Source organism: Mycobacterium sp. (genome assembly GCF_965229105.1).
Taxonomy (GTDB): Bacteria; Actinomycetota; Actinomycetes; order Mycobacteriales; family Mycobacteriaceae; genus Mycobacterium.
In genome coordinates, this window is sequence record NZ_OZ245858.1 from 5,649,544 (window position 1) to 5,672,109 (window position 22,566).

The following is a 22,566-nucleotide window of genomic DNA, read 5'->3' on the forward strand; positions in this document are numbered from 1 at the left end:
CGCACAGCGTGTCGCGGGGTGTTTTGCGTCTGCTCGCGCGAGGAAAATTAGCCCTGCGCGGACTCCAGCACCGCATTGAACGTCTTGCTGGGCCGCATCACCGCAGTGGTCTTCTCGGTGTCGGGGTAGAAGTAACCGCCGATATCGACGGCCTTACCCTGCACGGCGTTGAGTTCTTCGACGATGACGTTCTCTTTCTCGGCCAGCGCCGTGAACAAGGCCCCGAAATGTTCGGCGAGCTCCTTGTCCTCGGTTTGCTCGGCCAGTTCCTGCGCCCAGTACATGGCCAGGTAGAACTGGCTACCCCGGTTGTCGAGCTCACCGGTCTTGCGCGACGGGTTCTTGTTGTTGTCGAGCAGTGTGCCCGTCGCGGCATCGAGGGTGGTCGCCAGAATCTTGGCGCGGGCGTTATCGGTTTTGATGCCAAGGTCTTCCAGGCTGGCACCCAACGCCAGGAACTCGCCGAGCGAATCCCAGCGCAGGTGGTTTTCTTCCAGGAGCTGGTTGACGTGCTTGGGCGCCGAGCCGCCGGCACCGGTTTCATACAGTCCGCCGCCTGCCATCAGCGGCACGATGGACAGCATCTTCGCGCTGGTGCCCAACTCCAGGATGGGGAACAGGTCGGTCAGGTAGTCGCGCAGGATATTGCCCGTCGCGGCGATGGTGTCCTGCCCGCGGCTGGCGCGCTCGATCGTGTGCCGCATGGCACGGACCTGCGACATGATCGAGATGTCGAGACCCTCGGTGTCGTGGTCCTTGAGGTAAACCTCAACCTTCTTGCGCAGCTCGTTCTCGTGCGGGCGTTCCTGATCGAGCCAGAACACCACCGGCATACCGGAATTGCGAGCGCGGGTGACGGCGAGCTTGACCCAGTCCCGGATCGGGGCGTCCTTGACGATGCACAACCGCCAGATATCGCCGGCTTCGACGTTCTGGGACAGCAGCACCTCGCCGGTAGCGATATCGACGATGTTGGCGACGCCGTCCTCGGCGATCTCGAAGGTTTTATCGTGGCTGCCGTATTCCTCGGCCTGCTGCGCCATCAGACCGACGTTGGGCACGGTGCCCATCGTCGTCGGATCGAACTGGCCTTCGGTCTTACAGAAGTTGATGATCTCCTGGTAGATGCGAGAGAAGGTGGACTCGGGGTTGACCGCCTTGGTGTCCTTGGTCTTACCGTCTGCGCCGTACATCTTGCCGCCGAGGCGGATCATCGCGGGCATCGACGCGTCGACGATGACGTCGCTGGGTGAATGGAAGTTCGTGATGCCCTTGGCCGAATCGACCATCGCCAGCTCGGGACGATGCTCATGGCAGGCGTGCAGATCGCGGATGATCTCCTCATGCTGCGATTCCGGCAGCGACTCGATCTTGCTGTACAGATCGGACAGGCCGTTGTTGACGTTGACCCCGAGCTCGTCAAAGAGCTTCTGGTGCTTGGCAAATGCGTCTTTGTAGAACACCTTTACGGCGTATCCGAAGACGATCGGATGCGACACCTTCATCATGGTGGCCTTGACGTGCAGTGAGAACATCACGCCCGTTTTGTAGGCGTCTTCCATCTGCGCTTCGTAGAATTCGCACAGCGCCTTTTTGCTCATGAACATGCTGTCGATGACGTCGCCTTCGAGCAGCGAGACCTTCGGCTTGAGCACGACAGTCTCGCCCGATGTGGTTTGCAGTTCCATCTTGACGTCGTGCGCCTTGTCCAGCGTTTTCGACTTCTCGCCGTGATAGAAGTCGCCTTCGCGCATATGGGCCACGTGGGTGCGCGACGCCATCGACCACTCAGCCATGCTGTGCGGGTGTTTGCGGGCATACTCCTTGACCGCCTTGGGCGCGCGCCGGTCCGAGTTGCCTTCGCGTAGAACAGGATTCACCGCGCTGCCCAGGCATGTGCCGTAGCGCTGGCGGATCTCTTTCTCCTCGTCGGTCTTCGGATCGCCGGGAAACTCCGGCAGGTCGTAGCCCTTGGCTTTCAACTCCTTGATAGCGGCAAGAAGCTGAGGCACCGAAGCGCTGATATTCGGCAGCTTGATGATGTTGGTATCCGGCAGCTGCGTCAGCTTGCCCAAGGTGGCCAGATTGTCGGGAACGCGCTGCTCTTCGGTCAGGTAGTCACCGAATTCGGCCAGGATGCGCGCCGCCACCGAAATATCACTGGTCTGGATGTCGATACCGGCTGGCTTCGCGAAGGCCTGCACGATCGGCAAGAAGGCGTACGTCGCAAGCAGCGGCGCCTCATCGGTCAGCGTGTAGATGATGGTCGGCTGCTCCGCGCTCATGTGCTGTTTTCTCCCGGCGTCAGTGTGTCTTTTTCAAAGCGGCTATCAGTATCGCGTCGATCTCCACGCTACGTGCGACACGGGTCCAGAAAACCCCCACCCTCCCGGCTTGTGAACCCACTGGCAGACGAACAGCAGTTTGCGATATCGTGGGCCTCGGTCATGAGTGCCAGCGTCAAGCCCCGGCTCGCTGGCCGGCAACCCTCCAACCGCGGTGGGGTGCCCCGGGTGATTGACCAGGTTGAGTGGTCGCTCGTGTTTCACGCGAGCGGCCACACGGCAAGCGCGGGCCCGGGAAAACGGGCCCTCAGAGGAGACAGGGAAACCTGATGGAGGCCCACTATGTGCAGTTGTCGCTGACCTGCTGACCCCGAAAAATCCACCCTTCCGCGCGGTCGCTGTCCTACGACACCCGCGTTTTCCCAGGAGAACATCCATATGACCAACACCGACGATCCGAGTGTCAACTGGTCCTTCGAGACCAAGCAGGTCCACGCCGGCCAGTCACCCGACCCGGCGACCAGCGCCAGGGCGCTGCCGATCTACCAGACCACGTCGTATGTCTTCCGCGATACCGACCACGCGGCGGCGCTGTTCGGCCTGGCCGAGCCGGGCAACATCTACACCCGCATCATGAATCCGACCCAGGACGTCGTCGAGCAGCGCATCGCGGCGCTCGAAGGCGGCGTGGCGGCATTGTTCCTGGCCTCTGGACAAGCCGCGGAAACCTTCGCGATCTTGAACCTGGCCGCCGCGGGCGACCACATCGTGTCCAGCCCGCGCCTCTACGGCGGCACCTACAACCTGTTCCACTACACGTTGCCCAAGCTGGGCATCGAAACCACGTTCGTCGAGGATCCCGACGACCTGGACTCGTGGCGGGCGGCCGTGCGACCGAACACCAAGGCGTTCTTCGGTGAGACCATCTCCAACCCGCAGATCGACATCCTCGACATTCCCGGGGTTTCGGCGGTGGCCCACGAGAACGGCGTACCGCTGATCGTCGACAACACCATCGCGACGCCCTACCTGATCCAGCCGATCGCGCACGGTGCCGACATCGTCGTGCACTCGGCCACCAAGTACCTCGGCGGGCACGGCACGGCAATCGCAGGCGTGATCGTCGACAGCGGCAACTTCGACTGGACGCAGGGTCGCCACCCCGGTTTCACCACACCGGACCCCAGTTACCACGGCGTGGTGTTCGCCGAATTGGGTCCGCCCGCCTACGCACTCAAGGCGCGCGTGCAGTTGCTGCGCGATCTCGGTTCGGCGGCAGCGCCGTTCAACGCGTTCCTGGTCGCACAGGGCTTGGAGACGCTGAGCCTGCGCATCGAACGGCACGTCTCCAATGCCTTGGCGGTGGCAGAGTTCCTCAGCGGTCACGACGGCGTGGTGTCGGTCAATTACGCGGGCCTGCCGACGTCGCCGTGGTACGGGCTCGGAAAGAAGCTGGCGCCCAAGGGAACCGGAGCTGTGCTGGCATTCGAGCTGGCTGGCGGCATCGACGCAGGCAAGGCGTTCGTCAATGCGCTGACGCTGCACAGCCACGTCGCCAACATCGGAGATGTCCGGTCGTTGGTGATCCACCCGGCGTCGACGACGCACGCTCAGCTCTCCCCCGCCGAGCAGCTCGCCACCGGTGTGACACCGGGTCTGGTGCGGCTGGCGGTCGGGATCGAAGGGATCGACGATATCCTCGCCGATCTGGAACAGGGATTCACCGCGGCCAGCTCAGTCGGGACGGCGGCGGTGGGTGAGGCCAAGGTAGCCGATCCGCATGCCGTGGCGGCCTTTTGAGAAGGCAGATCCCTGTGACCCTGTCCGACGAACGCATCTCAGACGAGCGCATCGCCACCTTGCCCGCCGAAGGCGAGATCGGCGTGGTCGATATCGGCCCGCTGACGCTGGAAAGCGGCGTGGTGCTCGACGATGTCAGCATCGCAGTCCAACGCTGGGGTGAGCTCTCGCCCAACCGCGACAACGTTGTCATCGTCCTGCACGCCCTGACCGGTGATTCACATATCACCGGCCCGGCGGGGCCCGGCCACCCGACACCGGGCTGGTGGGACGGTGTCGCCGGTCCCGGCGCACCGATCGACACTGACCGGTGGTGTGCGATTTCCACCAATGTGCTCGGCGGTTGCCGTGGCTCCACCGGGCCCAGTTCATTGGCCCGCGACGGTAAACCGTGGGGCTCACGGTTCCCGCTGGTGTCGATCCGAGACCAGGTAGCGGCCGACTTGGCGGCCTTGCGCGCGCTGGGCATCACCCAGGTCGCCGCCGTGGTCGGTGGTTCTATGGGCGGGGCGCGCGCGTTGGAATGGGTTGTCGGCCACCCCGATTCGGCGCGGGCGGCGCTGGTACTGGCCGTCGGTGCGCGGGCTACCGCCGACCAAATCGGCACCCAGAGCACCCAGATCGCGGCCATCAAAGCCGACCCTGACTGGCAGGGCGGCGACTACCACGGCACCGGCGTCGTCCCGGAGGCCGGCCTGGAGATCGCACGGCGGTTCGCCCACCTGACCTACCGCGGTGAAGCCGAATTGGACACGCGGTTCGCCAATGAAGCCCAGGGCGATGAGGATCCGCTGTCCGGTGGCCGTTATGCCGTGCAGAGCTACCTGGAATACCAGGGCGCAAAGCTTGTTGGACGATTCGATGCGGGAAGCTACGTGATTCTCTCCGAGGCGTTGTCCAGCCACGACGTCGGCCGCGGCCGGGGCGGGGTGGCAGCGGCGTTGCGGTCGTGTCCGCTGCCCGTCGTGGTCGGCGGGATCACTTCCGATCGGCTCTACCCATTGCGTCTGCAACAGGAGCTGGCCGACCTGCTGCCGGGCTGTTCGGGCCTCAACGTGGTGGAGTCGATATACGGCCACGACGGGTTCCTGGTGGAATCCGACGCCGTCGGTGTCCTGGTTCGCCAGACCCTTGAGCTGGCGGCCCGGTGACCCGCTCACGCCAGGAGCGTTCACTGTCCTTCGGGTCGGAAGCTTCGGCCTACGAGCGAGGCAGACCGTCCTACCCGCCGGAGGCCATTGATTGGCTGCTGCCGTCGCACGCCCACACGGTGCTCGATCTGGGCGCAGGTACCGGCAAGCTGACTGCCAGATTGGTCGAGCGCGGACTCGACGTCATCGCCGTGGACCCGATTGCCGAAATGCTGGAAGTGCTGAGCACCTCGCTGCCCGACACCCCGGCACTGCTGGGCACCGCCGAGGAGATCCCGCTGGCCGACAACAGCGTGGATGCGGTGTTGGTGGGCCAGGCCTGGCACTGGGTGGATCCTGCGCGGGCCATCCCTGAAGTGGCCAGGGTGCTGCGCCCCGGCGGACGCCTGGGCCTGGTGTGGAACAACCGCGACGAGCGGCTCGGCTGGGTCAGGGACCTCGGCCGGATCATCGGCCGCGAGGTCGATCCGTTCACCTATCAGACGCCGCTGCCCGCCCCCTTCGCGAGCCAGGAGCGTCATCTGGTGGAGTGGACGAATTACCTCACGCCGCAAGCAGTTATCGATCTGGTGGCCTCACGCAGCTATTGCATCACCTCCCCGACCGAGGTTCGCGACAGGACATTGGAGCGGGTGCGGGAGCTACTGAACACCCATCCCGCGCTCGCCAACGCGACCGGTCTGGCTCTGCCCTATGTGACGGTGTGTGTGCGGGCCGAACTGGCCGGCTAGCTGGTGCCCAGCGGGTCGATGGTCCAGGCCGTGTAGATCACTGCCGCACCCACCGCGGCGGTCGTCATGAAATCGACGCCCTTGCTGCGGACCACCAACAGCCCGGCCCGATCGTCGGACAGCACCAGCCGCAACGCGGCGGCCACTCCGACGCCGATCCCGATCAGCAGTGAGCCTCGGCGCCAGAAGTTGGCCGCTACCAAGGCAAATGCGGTCACGAAGACCAACCCGACCACAAGGATCGGCCACTGGGCGCGCACCGCAGCCTGCACGGTCACAGGCTGCTTTCCACCCTTTCCACGACGTTGGTCAGCAGGAAGGCCCGTGTCAACGGGCCCACCCCGCCCGGGTTCGGCGAGACGTGACCGGCGACATCCCACACGCCGGGGTGCACGTCACCGGTCAGCTTGCCCTCAACGCGGCTGACCCCGACATCCACCACCGCGGCACCGGGCCGGACCATATCGGCGGTCACCATATGCGGCACCCCGACCGCGGCGATGATGATATCGGCCTGCCGGGTCAGTTCAGGAAGATTGCGAGTTCCGGTGTGGCACAAGGTAACCGTCGCATTTTCAGAACGGCGGGTCAGCAGCAGTCCCAGTGGTCGTCCGACGGTGACGCCACGGCCGATCACCACCACATGGGCACCGGCGATCTCGACGTCGTAGCGCCGCAGCAGGTGCACGATGCCGCGCGGCGTGCACGGCAGTGGGGCCGTCTTACCCAGGACCAGCCTGCCGAGGTTGGTCGGGTGCAGCCCGTCTGCGTCCTTATCGGGGTCGACGCGTTCCAGCGCGGCGTTCTCGTCCAGATGCTTGGGCAACGGCAACTGCACGATGTAACCGGTGCACTCGGGATTGGCGTTGAGTTCATCGATGGTTTCATCGAGGGCGGCCGCGCTGATATCGGCGGGCAGGTCGCGGCGGATCGAATTGATGCCGACCTTCGCGCAATCGGCGTGCTTGCCGCGCACGTAGGCCTGCGAGCCGGGGTCGTCACCAACCAGGATCGTGCCGAGGCCGGGTGTGCGTCCCTGCGCCGTGAGCGCAGTGACCCGTTCCTTCAGATCGACGAAAATCTCGTCGCGCGTCGCCTTACCGTCCAAAACTGTCGCTGCCACGCCATCCATTCTGGCAGAGTTCGACCGGTGGACAGCCCCCCAGATGTGTTCAGTCCCGCCGCCCTCGGGCCGCTGACCCTGCGCAACCGGATCATCAAAGCCGCCACCTTCGAGGCAGCCACACCCGAGTCGCTGGTCACCGACGAGCTGATCAACTACCACCGCAAACCCGCCGCGGGCGGGCTCGGGATGACCACGGTGGCCTACCTGGCCGTCACCCCCGGTGGCCGCACGCAGAGCAAGGTGATCTGGATGCGACCGGAAGCGGTCCCTGGGTTGCAACGCCTGACCGATGCCATCCACGCCGAGGGTGCGGCCATCGCCGCGCAGATCGCCCACGCCGGTCCCGTCGCCGATGCCCGCTCCAACGGCGTCGAGGCACTGGCGCCGATGAGTCACAAGCTGTTCCGGGCGGCGACGGCCGACGATATCGCCGAGGTGATCGAGGCACATGCCACCGCGGCGCGGTACGCCATCGACGCCGGGTTCGACAGCATCGAAGTGCATCTCGGGCACAACTATTTCTGCAGCGCGTTCCTCAGCCCGCTGCTCAACCGCCGCGACGACCAGTTCGGCGGCTCGCTGGCCAACCGCGCCCGGGTTGCCCGTGCCGTGGTCCAGGCGGTCCGCCGGACCGTCGACGAACACGGCGGGGGCCGTGTCGCGGTGACCGCCAAGCTGAATATGGCCGACGGGGTGGACGGTGGCATCACGGTCGAAGAGTCTTTGCAGACGGCCAGGTGGTTACAGGACGACGGTTGCCTGGACGCGATCGAGCTCACCGCGGGCAGCTCGCTGGTCAACCCGATGTACATGTTCCGCGGCGGCGCGCCAGGCAAGGACGTCCCTGCGATGGCGGGCATCATGCGCGAATACCCCTACCACGACGTCTACCTGCTCGGCGATGCCAAGCTGTTCCGCGCCGAGCTGAGCATGCCGCTGATCCTGCTTGGCGGGATCACCAACCGCGCGTCGATGGACCTGGCGATGGCCGAGGGATTCGACTTCATCGCCATGGGTCGGGCTCTGCTCGCCGAACCGGATCTGCTCAACCGGATTCGCGACGACGGCGACGCGCACACGGTGACGTCGGTCTGTACCCACACCAACGACTGCATGATGACGATCTACAGCCACACCCATTGCGTGCTGACCGGCGCACCGGACTGATCACAGAACAGTCAAAACGCACGGCGGCAAGCGCGATCCACGGGTCACTACCGTTAGAGTTGGCGTCGATGAGCCGTCCAGCCGCACCCGCGTTGACCGTTCGATACGAAGGGTCCCAGCGCACTTTCGCAGCTGGCCACGACGTCGTCGTCGGGCGTGACCTGCGCGCCGACGTCCGTATCGCCCACCCGCTGATTTCGCGCGCTCACCTGGTGCTGCGGTTCGAACAGGGCCGGTGGATGGCGATCGACAACGGGTCGCTCAACGGCATGTTCGTCAACAACCGGCGGGTGTCCACCGTCGATCTCAATGACTCCACGGCCATCAATATCGGCAATCCGGACGGCCCGCGGATCGCCTTCGAGCTGGGTCACGACACCGGCAGCATCGGACGTCCCCCGCCCACCGCCGCGGTACCTGTTACCGGACGTACCGCTTATCCGCCTTCGCAGCAGCAGCCCGCCTACCCCACCGCCGGCACCGCGTGGCACCAAGGACCGCCATCTGCGGCCACGCCTTCGCGACCGCAGACCTACCCGTCGAGCGCCCCGCCCTACCCGACGGGCGCGCGCCCGCAGACGGGTTATCCGCCCAGCACGTCGCAGCCGACCCCACCGCCGGCCCCGCCATCAGCGGGCAATATGCCCACCCAGATGGGCCCGATGGCCATCCCGCCCGCCCAGAAATCGGGCGGCGACGGAAACCTCGCGACCAGCATGCTCAAGATCCTGCGGCCCGGCCGGCCCGCGGACGTGCCGACGGGGTCGACCAAGATCGGTCGCGCCACCGACAACGACATCGTCATCCCCGACGTGCTGGCCTCGCGTCATCACGCCACCTTGATCCCGTCGCCGGGCGGCACGGAGATCCTCGACAACCGCAGCATCAACGGGACGTTCGTCAACGGTTCCCGCGTCGACTCGGCGATCCTCAAAGACGGCGATGTCGTCACCATCGGCAATATCGACCTCATCTTCACCGGCGGCACGCTGGCCCGCCGCAACGAATCCGACGTCGCGACCCGCACCGGCGGCCTCGAGGTACGCAGCCTCACCTGGACCATCGAGGGCACCAAGACGCTGCTGGACAACATCTCGATCGACGCCAGGCCCGGCACGCTCACTGCCGTCATCGGCCCGTCCGGTGCCGGTAAGTCGACGTTTGCGCGCCAGGTCGCCGGCCTGACACACCCGACCAGCGGCACCATCACGTTCGAGGGCCACGACGTGCACGCCGAGTACGCCTCGCTGCGGTCCCGGATCGGCATGGTGCCCCAGGACGATGTGGTGCACGGCCAGCTCACCGTCCGGCAGGCACTGATGTACGCCGCCGAACTGCGACTGCCGCCCGACACCAACAAGGACGACCGGGAACAGGTCGTCATGCAGGTCCTCGAGGAACTCGAGATGACCAAGCACCTGGACACCCGCGTCGACAAGCTCTCCGGCGGTCAGCGCAAACGTGCGTCCGTGGCCATGGAGCTGCTGACCGGTCCGTCCCTGCTGATCCTGGACGAACCCACCTCGGGCCTGGATCCCGCACTCGACCGCCAGGTGATGACGATGCTGCGTCAGCTGGCCGACGCCGGACGTGTCGTGCTGGTGGTGACGCACTCCCTGACCTACCTCGACGTGTGCGATCAGGTGTTGCTGCTTGCGCCGGGCGGCAAGACCGCCTTCTACGGGCCGCCGAGTCAGATCGGGGCGCGGCTGGGCACCACCAACTGGGCCGACATCTTCAGCACGGTGGCCGGTGACCCCGACGAGGCGAGTCGCCGCTACCTGGCCACCGCCCCACCGGTCCCACCCGAGCCGCCGTCGAAACAGGCCGTCGACCTGGGTAAACCCGCCAAGACCAGCATCAAGCGGCAGCTCTTCACGATCGCCAGGCGCCAGGTCAGACTCATCGTGTCCGATCGGGGTTATTCGGCGTTCCTGCTGTTCCTGCCGTTCATCATGGGTGTGCTGTCACTGTCGGTCCCCGGTGGCGGTAAGGACGGAGCCAGCGTCGGATTCGGTCTGCCGATCCCTGCAATCCAGGGCGGTGCCTCGCCCAACGAGGCGGGCCAGATCCTGGTGATGCTCAACGTCGGTGCCATCTTCATGGGCACGGCGCTGACCATCCGTGCGCTGATCGGCGAGAAGACGATCTTCCTGCGCGAGCAGGCCGTCGGGCTCTCCACGACCGCCTATCTGCTGGCCAAGATCGCGGTGTTCACAGCGTTCGCCATCGTCCAGTCGATCATCGTCACCACCATCACGGTCGTGGGCAAGGGCTGGGGTGAAGGCGCCGTCGACTCCGGAGCCTTCCTGAGCGGCCGAACCCTCGAGTTGTTCGTCGACATTGCCGCAACGTGTGTGGCCGCGGCCATGACCGGGCTCGCGCTCTCGGCGCTGGCCAAGTCCGCCGAGCAGATCATGCCGCTACTCGTCGTCGCGATCATGTCGCAGCTGGTGTTCTCCGGCGGCCTGATCCCGGTGACGGGCCGCGTGGTGCTCGACCAGTTGTCGTGGGTGACACCGGCGCGCTGGGGCTTCGCCACTTCGGCGTCAACGGTTGACCTGACTCGACTGGTACCGCCGCCGCTGCTGCCCGACGATCCGCACTGGAAGCACACGTCGTCGGCCTGGCTGCTCGACATGGGCATCTTGGTAGCGCTCTGCATCTTCTACACCGGTTTCGTCCGCTGGAAGATCCGGCTCCCCAGGGCGTAGCTCGTGGGTTTACTCCCCGTGCACGTCCAGACCGTGAGCGGCGGCGAAGGCCAAACCCTGGGCGATATCGATCCTGGCGCCGCTTAGCTTCGCGCTGACCCACAGCGATGGATCAATGCGCGCACCGCGAAGATCGGCGTCGTCAAACCGAGCGCCGACGGTGCGCGCACCGGACAGGTCAGCACCCCGCAGCACCGCCTTGCGCAGGTCTGCCTCCACCAGCGACACCTCCCGCATGCGACACCCGCTCAGATCCACCCCGCGCAGATCAGCCCCGCCGAGCACCGCCAGCGTGAAGTCCACCTCGTCGAATTTCGCAGGCCGCAGCCGGCAGTTGACGAAGACCGAGCCCATCATGCTGCAGTTGGTGAATGTGCTGTGCCACAGCGTGGCCCGCTCGAATTTGCAGTTGCGGAACGCGCTACCGACGTGCACGGATTCGGACAGGTTCACCCCGGAAAAATCGCATCCATCGAAGACGACACGCTCGGTGTGCAGCCCGCCAAGGTCTTCGTCGTGGAATTCGCGCTCGACGAACTCCTGGTCAGCCCAGCTTTCCATCAGCCTGCGGCAGACAAAGTCTCCAGCGCGTACTCGCTGATGGCGATCAACGCCTCTTTGGCCGAGTTGCGGTCACGGGCATCGACACCGATCACCGGGACATGCTCGGCCAGGGACAACGCCTTACGCACCTCGTCGGCCGGGTAGCGCTGCGCACCGTCGAATTCGTTGACCGCGACGACGAATGGGATCTTGCGGTCTTCGAAGAAGTCGACCGCCGCGAAACTGTCCTGCAGGCGACGCGTATCGACCAGGACGATCGCTCCGATGGCGCCGTGCACGAGGTCATCCCACATGAACCAGAACCGACGCTGACCGGGTGTCCCGAACAGGTACAGCACCAGATCTTCGTCGAGGGTGATCCGGCCGAAATCCATCGCGACCGTGGTGGTCGATTTGGCCGGGGTGGCGTCGAGGCCGTCGACACCGTCAGAGGCGTTGGTGACCATCGCCTCGGTCCGCAGCGGCATGATCTCCGACACCGTCCCGACGAAGGTGGTCTTGCCGACACCGAACCCGCCCGCGATGACGATTTTGGTCGACGCCGCGTCACGCCTCTCAGAGTGCGCGTAGGCCACGGAGTGTCCTTCCTATGAGTTCGCGTCGTTCGTCCTGGGTGGAGCGGTCGGTCAAGGTTGTCTGCACACGAAGGTATCCCGACGTGACCAGATCACCGACCAGGACACGGGCCACACCGAGAGGAACATCCAGGCGCGCCGAGATCTCGGCCACAGACGGGCTCTTGATGCACAGCTGAATGATCTTGCCTCGCAGGTCGTTCTGTGGCCACCGGTGAAAAAGCGCGGACTGCAACGCTTGTATCGGTGCTTCCAATGGGAGATCGACAGTCGTATCGGTTCGCCCGGCGGTCAATGTATACGGTCGGACCAGATTCGCCTCATGGGCGGGTGACGGGCGTTCTGGTCTATCCATGGCGGCCTACGAATGGGATGCGGCGCGGCGTCTGGTCGACTGGACGACACCGCTGACCCGTTCGACGAGCAGGGCCATCTCGTAGCCGACCTGGCCGATATCGCATGTCTTCGACGCCAGGGTGGCCAGCTGGCTGCCGTCGCCGACCTGCATGATCAACACGTAACCGTGGTCCATTTCGACGACCGATTGCAGCACGCGGCCGCCGTCGAACAATTGGGCGGCACCAGCCGAGAGGCTGGCCAGCCCCGAGGTCACCGCAGCCAGTTGATCAGCCCGCTCGGGGGGTAGATGCTCACTGGCCGCGATCAGCAGCCCGTCGACCGATACCAGCACGGCGTGTGCGACGCCGGGGATGTCACGGGCGAACCGCGACACCAGCCAGTCATGAGGATTCTCCTGCGACGAACCTGGCACGCTCATTCGTGATCGAGTCCTTGAGTTGAGTTGCGAGCCTGCGACCGTGCCGCACGCACACCCCCGAAATGGTTGCTCATCGAGGTGCGGATCGCGTCGGGGTCGCGTTCAGGAGCCTGCGGCTCCCCCGTCTCCGAAACGTCCGGGCCGAGGTGGGCGCCGCCGTTCGATGCTACCCCGTTCTCCTCGTTGGGCCCGCGGTTGCGGAGACCACCAGCTGCGACGTTAGCTGTTCCACCGGGAATCAGCCTGGCTCCGGGGGCACGCATCGGCAGACCCTGCTCGGTATGCGATTCGACGGGCTTGCTCTCGGCCTCCTCGGCGGCCGCCCAACCGTTGTCCCACACCGATTTCCAGTCCTGCGGCTGCGCATCGATCTCATCGGGATTGACGAGCCACTCGTTGACCATGTTCTGGTAAATCCAGTCGGGCCCGGAACTGGTCGAGTGGGGTGCCGACATTTCGGCGGCCAGCCGGTTCATATCGCTGATATCGATCGAGATGGTGTCGACGAGGTCATCGGGCACGTATACGGGCTCAGGTTGCGGCTCAGGTTCCGGCTCCGGTTCCGGCGTTGCCTCGGGTACGGCGACTGACTCGGCCGCCTGAGCGGCCTCCTGCCGTGCACGCCTTCGGGAGGCGAAGAATCCGGATGTATTCGCCGGCGCCTCCGGTGTGGGCGGTACCTCTACCGGAGTTTCGTCCGCAGGAGTCTCGTCGGACGGCTGCTCTGCCTGCTCGGATTCGGACTCCATCCACCACGGCACCGGCAGGGGCCGTTTGCCCGACGGTGCAGCGGGGGCAGCTTCCTGGAAGGGGTTGTCCGCAGGCACGCCGGTGATCCCGCTCGAGCCGGGACTGCGGCGCGGTAACAGCGTCACCGACGCGTCCAGAATGGGTCCGGCCGACTCGAACAGCGATACCGGGACCTCAACCTGATCGGCAGCGGCAGGTGAGACGGTCGGCTCTTCGGCCGCAATATCTTCGGCCGCAACATCTTCGGCCGCAACATCTTCGACGTCATCCGCTACCGCGACGTCCTCGGGCGACTCCGGCGTTGCGGACGGTACCGCTGCGCCCTCCCAGAGCCCGGGCGGTACATAGAGCTGCGCGGTGGTGCCAGAACCACTGGCCGGTGCAAGCAACCGGACATACATATCGTGCTGGCGGGCCAACCTGCCGACCACGAACAGACCCATATGCCTGGTGTTGTCGGGGCTGACCTCGCCGCCGGCGTTGAGCCGCATATTGGCGATCCGCAGATCGGCCTCGGTCATCCCGAGCCCGGCGTCGTCGACGTCGATCAACATGCCGCCGTCGCTGGTGTGCACCGCGGTCACCCGCACCTGCTCCGACGGCGGCGAATACCGCAGCGCGTTATCGATCAGCTCGGCCAGTAGATGCACAGCGTCACCCGCCACCGAACCGAGCATTGATGCGTCGGGCACCGCGCCGGTTTCGACCCGTTGATAGTCCTCGACCTCGGAGGCCGCCGCGTTGATCAGCGATGCCAGGGGAACCGCGGCGGCCTGGTCGCGAGAGACCTGGGCACCCGCGAGCACAAGCAGGTTCGCGCCGTTTCGCCGCATCCGGGTGGCGAGGTGGTCCAACCGGAACAGGCTGTCGAGCCGCTCCGGGTCCTGCTCGTTGCGCTCCAACCGATCGATCAGCGAAAGTTGTTGGTCCACAAGCGTTTTGTTCCGCCGGGACATGGTTTCGAACATATCGTTGACCATCACCCGCAGGCGGGCCTCGTCACCGGCGAGCAGCAGCGCCTGGGTATGCAGTTCGTCCACCGCATGGGCCACCTGGCCGATTTCCTCAGTGGTGTGGATGGGCAGCGGGTCCGGCTCGCGTTCGTCGCCGGCCTTGACCCGCTCGATTTCCTGAGTCAGGTCCTCGTGAGCGATCTTCAGTGCGCTGTCGCGCAGGGTGCGTAGCGGTCGAATCAATGACCGAGCCACCACAAACACGATGACCAGCACGAACAGGATGGCGGCGAGAACGACGACGGCGTCTCGAATCGCGTTGCTGCGCTGGTGAGCCGCCTCGGCATCAACGGAGCTGGTGATCGTCGACGTGGTGGAGTTGATCAGATCCTGGGCGATCTGATCGGTGGTCTGGATGGACTCCAGCAGCTGCGGGTTGGCCACCAATTGCGCTTCAGGATCCGATAACAACGTCTGCCGTTGCACCAGCTCCGAGCGCAACGTGCCGGCCTTTTCCGACGCGCCGCCGAGTAGTTGGCTCATCCCGGTCACCGTCGACGGCTCGGTACCGGCGAGTCCGATCATCCGCAACCGCAGAGCGGGCTCGGGAAGATCGCCACCACGCTCGACGAGCATTCTCTGCATGGCCATCTGACCGCGGGCACCCACCGCCCGGGACAGCCCTTCGGCCTGGAGTCGCAGGGTCTCGTCATCGACCCGCACCGACCCGGTGATCGCCGTCTCGGCGGTCAGCAACAACGGCGCGAAAATGCTCACCTGTTGCAACAGGTCGACCTGCTTGTTGGCGACCCGGCCCATCAGATCGGTGCCGTAGTTGATCAGCGTGGTCACCGCCAACCGGACATCGGACTGCGGGTCGGTGGTGTCCAAGCTCTGCTGCAGATCCGCTTTGCGGGCGGTGTAGTCGGCGACCGCGTTCGCGTTGTCGCCACCGGCTGCGTCGGTGACCAAGGCGTTCTCCAGCGCCGCCATGTACGCGTTGATATCGGGCACCAGTTTCGCGCGATCCGCGGCGACACTGAGCGTGCGGGCTTCGGTGATACTGCTGTAAATCCGGACACCACCAAACACCGCGGCCAACAGCAGTGGCACCAAGGCGATCGCGACGACTTTCCACCGGACCGGCCAGTTCGACACCGCCAACCGGCCCGGGCGCTTCACCGGCCGTGGCGCAGAGGGACTCTGGGGCACAGCCGGGGCCGCCTGGGGTTGGTCGCCCGCGGGGGGATCAAACAAAGTCACAGGGTCGGGCCCGGTGTTGTGCTGTCGGACCCGAACGCGTCGCTGTTAGTTTGTGCTGTCGTCTCGCTCATAGGACTTCCTGCTCATGTGACCCGTCGACGATACGACCGGGCGCAATTCGCCTGGCAATCCGAGCAGTATGACAGTCCCTGACGAGCGGTTCCAGAGTTGTTACTGAACAGATAGATCCCACGGCCGCGTCAATAACCAGGCCAAACACTCTCCTAGCAAAGTCAGCCGTCCCGTACTGACATCATCGGTACATGTTCCGGCTGATGTTCTACTCACCACGTATCGCGCCCAATACCGGTAATGCCATCCGAATGGTCGCTGCGACGGGCGTCGAGTTGCATCTGGTCGAGCCCCTCGGCTTTGACCTGTCCGAACCCAAGTTGCGGCGGGCCGGACTGGACTATCACGACCTCGCTTCGGTGACGGTGCATCCGTCGCTGCCAGCCGCATGGGATGCGCTGGCCCCCGACCGCGTGTTCGCGTTCACCGCCCACGCCAGCACGCCATTCACCGATGTCGGCTACCTACCCGGTGATGTCTTGATGTTCGGCCCCGAGCCGACGGGTCTGGACGCCGATACTCTCGCCGATCCCCATATCACCGAGCGGTTGCGGATCCCGATGCTCGCGGGACGCCGGTCGCTGAACCTGTCGAATGCGGCGGCGATTGTGGTGTACGAGGCGTGGCGCCAACACGGCTTCGCCGGCGCCGTGTAGCAGCTCAGCCGTCGAGTCAGAGCTCAGTGCGATCGCTACTCGCACTTTCTCGCAGCCAGCTCTGACTCGATGCGTAACTCCGACCTACCAGGTATCCCAGTGGGTGACCTGATCGGCGGGCAGCCGTTTGGCCAGCTTGAAGTCGGTGCCCTTGGTGTAGGCGATCGGGAACAGCCCGGCTTGGCGGTACCTCTCGTACGGAATGCCGAGGATCTCCGCCACCTTGCGCTCACCGTCGTTGGCCAGGTGCAGCGTCGTCCAGCAGGACCCGAGGCCACGCGAACGCAGCGCCAAGTTGAAGCTCCAGACGGCCGGTAACAGCGAACCCCAGAAACCCGCACTCATCGCATTCGCCAGTTTGATGCTGCCCTCAAGGCAGGGCACCAGCAGCACCGGCGCCTCGTGCATATGCTCGGCAAGATATTTCGCGGAATCGGTGACCAGACCCATCCGCTCGCCGCGGCTGTCCCCTTCGGCGTACTCCGGCTTCGGCATATCCAGGTATTCGGTGGCGTTCGCGAGGTAGATATCGGCGATGGCCTTCTTCTTCGCGGGATCCTCGACGAACACCCACTGCCAGCCCTGAGCGTTGGACCCGGTCGGCGCCTGCAGCGCCAACTCGAGACACTCCATCACCAGTTCGCGCGATACCGGCTTCTCGAAGTCGAGGCGTTTGCGCACAGATCGGGTGGTGGTCAGGACTTCGTCGACACTGAGGTTGAGGGCCATATTTGGAGACTACATTCGCGTCATGACTGCCGAACTGACACAAGAGGTTTCCACCCACCTCACCGACGCCCAGTACGGGTGGCTGACCACGGTGGCGAAATCTGGCCAGCCCGTGCCCAAACTGATCTGGTTCTACTTCGACGGCTCGGACCTGTTCGTCTACACCGAGCCGGGCGCCGCGAAGGTGGCCCATATCGGGCGGCACCCGCAGGTGAGCCTCAACCTCGACTCCGACGGTAGCGGCGGGGGTGTCATCGTGATCGGCGGTACCGCGACGGTGGATGCGACCGGTGTGGACTGCCGCGAGGACGAACCGTACTGGGCGAAGTTCGGTGCGCTGTCGGATCGGTTCGGCCTGACCGAGACCATGTCGAGGTTCAGCACGCGACTCAAGATCAGCATCGACAAGGTGTGGACGACCCCGTCTTAGGTGCGCGTCCTGATCACCGCTGACGGGCCCGGCTGTAGACCAGGCCTACCGCGATGATGGCGCCGATCACCAACAGGCCCAGCTCCTTGTGTCTGGTGGTGCGGGGCGGGGTGGCCACGGGCGGCGTCTCGGCGGGCAGCGGATCGCCGGCCATTGCCGCGTGCGGGTCGACGACGCCGTGGCCCATCCGGTTGGTGAGAACCCCGAGCGGCGTGTGGGCGGTGGACTCGATTTTCTGGATCACTCCCGCAGCGGTCAGCTCGGGGAACTTCGCCCGCATCAGCGCGGCCAGCCCCGAAATGTAGGCGGCGGCGAAACTGGTCCCACTGATGGTGCCGAGCTCACCGGTCTCGGAATTGGCTGTGCCGTTGATCAATTCGCCCTGATCGTTGAAACCCTGCACCCAGACCCCCGGTGCCGCGACCCCGACCCACGGGCCGCGCAGGCTCATCTCCTGGCCGTTGAGATATGTCGCGGGTTGGTAGGTGGCATCGGTGGCAGCGACGGAGAGCACGTAGTCGGAGAACACGGCCGGAGAGTCGACGGTGACCACCCCGCTCCAGTTACGCGGATCGGTCTGCTTGGCCGGATCGATATCGGGGTTCTGGTGGCAGCGGCGGTCATCGACGTTGCCCGCAGCCACGACGATCACCGCGTCTTTGTCCACGGCGGCATACCGCAGCGCAGCACCCAGTCCGGCGAGGTCTGCCGGTTGCCCGGCTGGGATGCACGTCCCTATCGAGATGTTGATAACGCCCGCACCGGTGTTCGCCGCGTGCACGACCGCGCGCGCCATGGTGTCCAACGCAGCGTTGCGTGCCGCCTCCTGGCCGAGAAAGTCCCGCAGGCTGTACGCGCCGGAGTTCTCCCGGATCGAGATCAGGGCGGCGTCGGGTGCCATTCCGGTGAACCCGTCGAAGGCCGCGGGCGCGCCGCCGATGATGCTCGCCACGATCGTGCCGTGCGCGTCGCAGTCGGTGAGACCGTCGCCTCCGGCGACTTGATAGTCGCCGCCACCACGAAGATGCGGCAGCCTGGCCGACGGGGACACCCCGGTGTCGACGACTGCCACCGTCACCCCGGCGCCACGGCCGGTGCCGGGCCACAACGACGGGGGATTCATGAAGGCCTGGGCGGCTGACATGGTTCTCGGGTCAGTGTCGGGCAGCACCCCGGTCGCTGTGCACGCCCGGGTCTGCACCAACGGGGCCGACGGGCCGGGTGGACCGTCCGGCGGTAACGCGCCCGGGTCGATCACCGGCGGTGGCACCGCGACTGCCTGCGGTACCGGTGCGACGCACATCAGCATCGCTGCGGCGGCCGCGGCGCAGCGCATCAACGCGGTCACGGTCACACTGACATTGTCGCGCGAACTGGCTACTGGAAATCTCTCGAACGCGACCGCACTCTCAACTCGATGGGGCCCATCCGGTCGGCCACCACGGTGACCGCGCCGGTGGCGTTCTGCACGATGCCCCGGATCACCAACGCCGACGCCGTCTGCGCCAACTTGCGATGCCGTCCCCACACCCCCGGTGAGCACAAGATGTTCATCAGTCCGGTCTCGTCTTCGAGACCGAGGAAGGTCACGCCTTGGGCCGTCGCGGGTCGCTGACGGTGTGTCACCGCACCGGCCACCAGGATTCGCGTGCCGTCGGGTACCGCCAGCAGCTGATCGGCCGGGACAACACCGAGCGCGTCCAGGTCAGCCCGCAGGAACTGCGTCGGAAAACTGCCCGGTGAGACGCCGGTGGCCCAGACGTCGGCGGCCGCGAGTTCCACCTCGCTCATGCCCGGCAGCGACGGGGTGTGCGACGACGAGCCCACCCCGGGTAGGCGGTCGGGTCGTTCGGTGGCGGCGGCTCCGGCCGCCCACAACGCTTCGCGACGGGTGATCCCGAAACACCCCAGTGCGCCCGCGGTCGCCAGCGCCTCGGTCTGCGGCACGCTCAGCTGCACCCGCCCGGTCAGATCAAGCAGTGAGGTGAACGGACCATCAGCCAACCGCTTTTCGACAATCCGTTCCGCCAGATCGGTACCGATGTTGCGGACCGCCCCCAACCCGAGGCGAACCGTGTTCCCGGCGTCCTCCAGATCGGCGTGCGCCAGGCTGGCGTTGACATCAGGGCCGTGTACCAGCACCCCGTGGCGGCGCGCATCGGCGACCAGCGACTGCGGCGAGTAGAAGCCCATCGGCTGGGCGCGCAGCAGGGCGGCGCAGAATGCGGCCGGGTGATGCAATTTCAGCCACGACGAATAGAACACCAGCGACGCGAAGGACAGCGAATGACTCTCCGGGAAGCCGAAATTGGCGAATGCCGCCAGCTTCTCGTAGATACGGTCGGCCACATCGCCGGTGATACCGTGCGACTCCCGCATACCGTCGTAGAACCGGTCCCGTAATCGGCGCATCTTCTCGGAGGAACGTTTGGAGCCCATCGCCCGGCGCAGCTGATCGGCCTCCGACGCGGAGAACCCTGCGCAGTCGACCGCCAGCTGCATCAACTGTTCCTGAAACAGTGGTACCCCAAGGGTTTTCCGAAGCGCGGGCTCCATCGACGGGTGGTCATAGACCACCGGCTCCAGTCCATTGCGCCTGTTGATGTAGGGATGCACCGACCCGCCCTGGATCGGCCCGGGACGAATCAGTGCCACCTCGACCACCAGGTCGTAGAAAACTCGTGGTTTGAGCCGCGGCAGGGTGGACATCTGCGCCCGTGATTCCACCTGGAACACCCCGACGGAATCGGCGCGTTGCAGCATCTCGTAGACCGCAGGCTCGGACAGATCGAGGGTGGCCAGATCCACGTCGATCCCCTTGTGCTCTGCCAGCAGATCGATGGCATAGTGCAGTGCCGAAAGCATGCCGAGCCCGAGCATATCGAACTTCACCAAACCGATTGCCGCACAATCATCTTTGTCCCACTGCAAGACGCTGCGGTTTTCCATCCGCGCCCATTCCACCGGGCATACATCGGCAATAGGACGGTCGCAGATGACCATGCCACCCGAGTGGATCCCCATATGCCGTGGCAGATTCTTGATCTGCATGGCCAGGTCGATCACCGACTCGGGGATGCCCTCGACATCCGGGGAATCGGCCAGACCGTTCCAGCGGCTGATCTGTTTGCTCCAGGCGTCCTGCTGCCCCTGCGAAAAGCCAAGGGCGCGAGCCATATCCCGGACCGCGCTGCGGCCGCGGTAGGTGATGACGTTGGCGACCTGGGCGGCGTAGTCCCGCCCGTAGCGCTGGTAGACGTACTGGATGGCCTGCTCACGCAGGTCTGATTCGATATCGATGTCGATATCGGGCGGCCCGTCGCGCGCCGGGGACAGGAACCGCTCGAACAACAACTCGTTGGCCACCGGGTCGACATGGGTGACACCGAGCGCGTAGCAGACCGCCGAGTTGGCCGCCGATCCCCTACCCTGGCACAGGATCTTGCTCTCCCGGCAGAACCGGGTGATGTCGTGCACCACCAGGAAATAGCCGGGAAATTTCAATTGGGTGATGACGGCCAGTTCTCGTTCGATCTGCGCGTAGGCCTGCGGCGCGGCGGCGCGCGGGCCATAGCGTTGCGCGGCGCCGATCATCGTCAACTCGCGCAGCCAGCTGCCCTCGGTGTGGCCGTCGGGTACGTCGAAGGGTGGCAGCTGAGGTGCGATGAGTTGCAGACCGAACGCACACTGCTCCCCCAATTCTGCTGCCGCCGTGACCACGTCGGGCCGGTGCGCAAACAGCCTGGCCATCTCGTCCCCGGAGCGCAGGTGCGCACCCCCCAGCGGGGCCAGCCAACCGGCCCCGTCGTCGAGGGACTGCCTGGCCCGGATCGCCCCCATGGCCATGGCGAGACGTCCCCTGCTCGGCTCGGCGAAATGTGCCCCGGTGGTGGCGATGACGCCGACGCCGAACCTGGGCGCCAGCCCGGCCAGCACAGCGTTACGTTCGTCGTCGAGAGGGTGCCCGTGACAGGTGAGTTCCAGGCTCACCCGATCAGCTCCGAACCGGTCCACCAGCCCGGCAAGCGCCGCCTCGGCCGCAGCCGGCCCACCATCGTTAAGCGCTTGGCGCACATGCCCTTTACGGCAACCGGTCAGAATGTGCCAGTGCCCACCCGCGGCCTCGGTGAGTGCGTCGAAGTCATAGCGCGGTTTGCCTTTCTCACCACCGGCCAGATGGGCGGTGGCCAGCTGACGCGATAACCGCCGATACCCTTCCGGCCCCCTGGCCAGCACCAGCAGATGCGGCCCCGGCGGATCGGGTTCCTCGGTGCGCGCCACATTGCCCAGCGACAACTCCGCACCGAATACGGTACGCACGTCCAGTTCCCTGGCGGCTTCGGCGAAGCGGACCACACCGTAGAGGCCGTCATGGTCGGTCAATGCGATAGCCCGCAGGTTCAGCCGTTGCGCCTCTTCGACGAGTTCCTCCGGCGTGCTGGCCCCGTCGAGGAAGCTGTACGCCGAATGGGTGTGCAATTCGGCGTAGGGCACCGTCGAACAGACCTGATCCGGGCCGCGCTCCGGCTGTTCGTAGGCTTGCCGCTTGCGCGACCAGGCCGGCGAGTCGCCGCCGTCCCCGATCGGCTCGCCCTCACCCTTCCCAAAAGGCATGCCTGCGCGACGGGGCTTGCTGTTGAGCACCCGTTCCATCTCGGCCCAGGTCGGCGGTCCCTCGTTCCAGCCCATCGAACGAGTTTATCGAACATCTGTTCGATAGGCTAGGGGGTCGCCGACGCGATCACCTATATTGTGACGCGCCCCCGCCGGGTGGCGATCAACGAAGTGCTGATCAGAGCCGAAGAGCGAACGTGGTGACACC

18 protein-coding genes and 1 riboswitch are annotated in these 22,566 nt (G+C 65.5%); of the genes, 7 read left to right on the forward strand and 11 right to left on the reverse strand.

Annotated elements, in window-relative coordinates; all coding sequences use genetic code 11:
* Window positions 1–47 precede the first annotated feature (47 nt).
* Window positions 48–2,285 (reverse strand): NADP-dependent isocitrate dehydrogenase, encoded by a 2,238-nt coding sequence (locus ADBZ9O_RS26585; RefSeq protein WP_526526113.1) that lies wholly within the window; start codon window positions 2,283–2,285, stop codon window positions 48–50.
* Window positions 2,286–2,443: 158 nt separating this feature from the next.
* Window positions 2,444–2,577, forward strand: a riboswitch (SAM riboswitch).
* Between the two features lie 146 nt (window positions 2,578–2,723).
* Here ADBZ9O_RS26585 and ADBZ9O_RS26590 point away from each other — a divergent pair.
* From ADBZ9O_RS26590 to ADBZ9O_RS26600, 3 genes are read left to right on the forward strand one after another with little or no spacing between them, the layout of a single operon-like run.
* Window positions 2,724–4,085 (forward strand): bifunctional o-acetylhomoserine/o-acetylserine sulfhydrylase, encoded by a 1,362-nt coding sequence (locus tag ADBZ9O_RS26590; RefSeq protein ID WP_526526114.1) that lies wholly within the window; start codon window positions 2,724–2,726, stop codon window positions 4,083–4,085.
* A 35-nt stretch (window positions 4,086–4,120) separates the two neighbouring features.
* On the forward strand, window positions 4,121–5,236 hold the full coding sequence (gene metX / locus ADBZ9O_RS26595; protein ID WP_526533534.1) for a homoserine O-acetyltransferase MetX: 1,116 nt from the start codon (window positions 4,121–4,123) through the stop codon (window positions 5,234–5,236).
* Window positions 5,233–5,967, forward strand: a complete 735-nt coding sequence (locus tag ADBZ9O_RS26600) for a class I SAM-dependent methyltransferase (protein WP_526526115.1) — start codon at window positions 5,233–5,235, stop codon at window positions 5,965–5,967. Before metX ends, ADBZ9O_RS26600 begins: the two co-directional genes overlap by 4 nt.
* On the opposite strand, the gene ADBZ9O_RS26605 is transcribed toward ADBZ9O_RS26600, so the two are convergent.
* Window positions 5,964–6,245, reverse strand: a complete 282-nt coding sequence (locus ADBZ9O_RS26605) for a DUF3017 domain-containing protein (protein ID WP_526526116.1) — start codon at window positions 6,243–6,245, stop codon at window positions 5,964–5,966. The genes ADBZ9O_RS26600 and ADBZ9O_RS26605 overlap by 4 nt on opposite strands.
* Complete coding sequence (locus tag ADBZ9O_RS26610) at window positions 6,242–7,090, reverse strand: bifunctional methylenetetrahydrofolate dehydrogenase/methenyltetrahydrofolate cyclohydrolase (protein ID WP_526526118.1); 849 nt, start codon at window positions 7,088–7,090, stop codon at window positions 6,242–6,244. The genes ADBZ9O_RS26605 and ADBZ9O_RS26610 overlap by 4 nt, the downstream gene beginning before the upstream one ends.
* Before the next feature lie 27 nt (window positions 7,091–7,117).
* Between ADBZ9O_RS26610 and ADBZ9O_RS26615 the strand changes: the two genes are divergently transcribed.
* Entirely contained in the window at window positions 7,118–8,260 is a 1,143-nt protein-coding gene (locus tag ADBZ9O_RS26615; protein WP_526526120.1) for an NADH:flavin oxidoreductase, read from the forward strand.
* Window positions 8,261–8,328: 68 nt separating this feature from the next.
* Entirely contained in the window at window positions 8,329–10,974 is a 2,646-nt protein-coding gene (locus tag ADBZ9O_RS26620; protein ID WP_526526121.1) for an FHA domain-containing protein, read from the forward strand.
* A 9-nt stretch (window positions 10,975–10,983) separates the two neighbouring features.
* Here the strand turns inward: ADBZ9O_RS26620 and ADBZ9O_RS26625 are convergent, their stop codons facing one another.
* Genes ADBZ9O_RS26625 through ADBZ9O_RS26645 form a run of 5 tightly spaced genes read right to left on the reverse strand, consistent with a single transcriptional unit; the run spans window position 10,984 to window position 15,851 of the window.
* The gene (locus ADBZ9O_RS26625) at window positions 10,984–11,535 is read right to left on the reverse strand and encodes a pentapeptide repeat-containing protein (protein ID WP_526526122.1); all 552 of its coding nucleotides are present in this window, start codon (window positions 11,533–11,535) and stop codon (window positions 10,984–10,986) included.
* The gene (locus ADBZ9O_RS26630) at window positions 11,535–12,113 is read right to left on the reverse strand and encodes a GTP-binding protein (RefSeq protein WP_526526124.1); all 579 of its coding nucleotides are present in this window, start codon (window positions 12,111–12,113) and stop codon (window positions 11,535–11,537) included. The genes ADBZ9O_RS26625 and ADBZ9O_RS26630 overlap by 1 nt, the downstream gene beginning before the upstream one ends.
* Window positions 12,094–12,468: a DUF742 domain-containing protein gene (locus ADBZ9O_RS26635; protein ID WP_526526125.1), complete on the reverse strand. Its 375-nt coding sequence runs from the start codon at window positions 12,466–12,468 to the stop codon at window positions 12,094–12,096. The genes ADBZ9O_RS26630 and ADBZ9O_RS26635 overlap by 20 nt, the downstream gene beginning before the upstream one ends.
* A gap of 6 nt (window positions 12,469–12,474) precedes the next feature.
* The gene (locus ADBZ9O_RS26640; protein WP_526526127.1) at window positions 12,475–12,891 is read right to left on the reverse strand and encodes a roadblock/LC7 domain-containing protein; all 417 of its coding nucleotides are present in this window, start codon (window positions 12,889–12,891) and stop codon (window positions 12,475–12,477) included.
* Window positions 12,888–15,851: a sensor histidine kinase gene (locus ADBZ9O_RS26645; RefSeq protein ID WP_526526129.1), complete on the reverse strand. Its 2,964-nt coding sequence runs from the start codon at window positions 15,849–15,851 to the stop codon at window positions 12,888–12,890. The genes ADBZ9O_RS26640 and ADBZ9O_RS26645 overlap by 4 nt, the downstream gene beginning before the upstream one ends.
* A 269-nt stretch (window positions 15,852–16,120) precedes the next feature.
* Here ADBZ9O_RS26645 and ADBZ9O_RS26650 point away from each other — a divergent pair, with 269 nt between their 5' ends.
* A complete protein-coding gene (locus ADBZ9O_RS26650) occupies window positions 16,121–16,585 on the forward strand; it encodes a tRNA (cytidine(34)-2'-O)-methyltransferase (RefSeq protein ID WP_526526130.1) in 465 nt (154 codons plus the stop codon).
* Between the two features lie 84 nt (window positions 16,586–16,669).
* On the opposite strand, the gene ADBZ9O_RS26655 is transcribed toward ADBZ9O_RS26650, so the two are convergent.
* Window positions 16,670–17,314: a nitroreductase family protein gene (locus tag ADBZ9O_RS26655; protein ID WP_526526132.1), complete on the reverse strand. Its 645-nt coding sequence runs from the start codon at window positions 17,312–17,314 to the stop codon at window positions 16,670–16,672.
* A 22-nt stretch (window positions 17,315–17,336) separates the two neighbouring features.
* On the opposite strand from ADBZ9O_RS26655, the gene ADBZ9O_RS26660 reads away from it, so the two are divergent.
* Entirely contained in the window at window positions 17,337–17,744 is a 408-nt protein-coding gene (locus ADBZ9O_RS26660) for a TIGR03667 family PPOX class F420-dependent oxidoreductase (protein ID WP_526526133.1), read from the forward strand.
* A 13-nt stretch (window positions 17,745–17,757) separates the two neighbouring features.
* On the opposite strand, the gene mycP is transcribed toward ADBZ9O_RS26660, so the two are convergent.
* Window positions 17,758–19,098 (reverse strand): type VII secretion-associated serine protease mycosin, encoded by a 1,341-nt coding sequence (mycP, locus tag ADBZ9O_RS26665; protein WP_526526134.1) that lies wholly within the window; start codon window positions 19,096–19,098, stop codon window positions 17,758–17,760.
* Between the two features lie 23 nt (window positions 19,099–19,121).
* Window positions 19,122–22,433: a DNA polymerase III subunit alpha gene (locus tag ADBZ9O_RS26670; RefSeq protein ID WP_526526135.1), complete on the reverse strand. Its 3,312-nt coding sequence runs from the start codon at window positions 22,431–22,433 to the stop codon at window positions 19,122–19,124.
* Between the last annotated feature and the right edge of the window lie 133 nt (window positions 22,434–22,566).